Origin of the sequence: Pseudovibrio denitrificans JCM 12308, assembly GCF_001310815.1 — a bacterium.
Classification (GTDB): domain Bacteria; phylum Pseudomonadota; class Alphaproteobacteria; order Rhizobiales; family Stappiaceae; genus Pseudovibrio; species Pseudovibrio denitrificans.
In genome coordinates this window covers 1-1,546 of sequence record NZ_BAZK01000067.1, presented here as the reverse complement: position 1 = coordinate 1,546, position 1,546 = coordinate 1, and the positions used below count along the sequence as shown (strand labels likewise).

The 1,546-nt window shown below is 56.6% G+C and carries 2 protein-coding genes; both read left to right on the top strand.

The window, feature by feature from the left end; genetic code table 11:
• Positions 1-725 (top strand): AMP-binding protein (locus JCM12308_RS32650; protein WP_164845401.1); only part of this gene is annotated, 725 nt, incomplete at its 5' end.
• The coding region (locus JCM12308_RS32645; RefSeq protein WP_280138436.1) for an AMP-binding protein at positions 695-1,546 on the top strand (852 nt) is incomplete at its 3' end. The genes JCM12308_RS32650 and JCM12308_RS32645, both read left to right, overlap by 31 nt.

The following is a 1,546-nucleotide window of genomic DNA, read 5'->3' as shown; positions in this document are numbered from 1 at the left end:
ACACTATCAGTCAGACCCCGCAGGTTTGGCTTGATCATCAGGTTATGGAGAAAGACGGGTGTCTTTATCTAAACTGGGATGCGGTTGAAGAGTTATTTGACGCGCGCATTCTGGATGAGATGTTTGCATCCTATGTTGCGCTTCTTGAAGGATTGGCGCTGGACCCGACCTTGCTGGAAGCGGCTGATTTACCGCGGTTGCCCGCGGTTGCGTTGCCGGTGGCCGAGAGTGCTCTCCCAGTTGCAAGCCTACATGATGGGCTGGCGCGATATGCGGTTGAGACGCCAGAGGCAGTGGCTATCTGGCAGGCGGATGCAAAGGGTGGCTGCGCATTTGAGGTCAGCTATGATCAGTTGCATCGGGCGGCTAACAAGGTGGCCACGGTTTTGCGTGCAGGTGGTCTTGCGCGGGAAGAGTTTGTGGCCATCATCATGGACAAAGGGTGGGAGCAGAGTGCTGCAGCACATGGCATTTTGCGCGCTGGCGGAGCCTATCTTCCCATCGATCCTGAGGTGCCACCGCAGCGTCGTGCTGAGTTGCTCGCAGCGGCCGGTGTGCGCCAGATTCTCACACAGCCCTGGCATCTGGGTTCTCTGCAACGCGACTTGGCAAACCGACCAGGGGCGGTGGAGACGCCAGTATTACAGGCGCTCGACATAAGTTGCAATGCCATGATGCTCCCTTCGCAGAGGTGGTGGCCACGCCCGATCAGACAGCCTATGTGATCTTCACCTCCGGTTCGACAGGCTCGCCTAAAGGTGTCGTGATCGCACACCAGGCTGTCATGAACACCATTGAAGATATCTGCGTGCGACGCTGCCTGACCTCAAATGATGGTGTGTTCGGCCTGTCATCACTCAGCTTCGATCTCTCCGTGTTCGATCTGTTCGGCACGAGCGCGCGGGGTGCACGCCTTGTGCTGCCGCATCCTGATGGTTTGAAGGATCCACGCCACTGGGGCCGTGTTCTGCGTGCTGCGGGTGTGACAGTCTGGAACTCGGTTCCGGCTTTGTTGCGCATGCTGGTTGCACACGAGCAAGACAGTGAAGCGGCTTTCCCAGAGCTGCGCGTTGCGATGCTGAGCGGCGATTGGATTCCGCTCTCACTGCCCGAGCAAGCTTGGCAGAGCCTTAATTCTGATCTGCAAATTATCTCGCTGGGTGGGGCGACAGAAGCCTCGATTTGGTCGATTGAATATCCGATTGAGACAGTGGATCCAACTTGGCAGAGCATTCCTTACGGGACTGGGCTGACCAACCAGCCAATGCGTGTTGTCGGTCACCGGCTGGACGAGTGCCCAACCGGTGTGATTGGTGAAATCGTGATCGCAGGTGTTGGACTAGCCAAGGGGTATCTTGGTCGTCCGGATTTGACCGAGCAGAGCTTTGTCACTCACGCCGATACTGGTGAGCGGCTCTACAAAACCGGTGATCTTGGCCGCTATACAGAAACAGGTCTTATCGAGTTCCTTGGCCGCAAAGACACCCAGGTCAAAGTCAACGGATACAGAATTGAACTGGGGGAAATCGAAACAATCCTCGAAAGG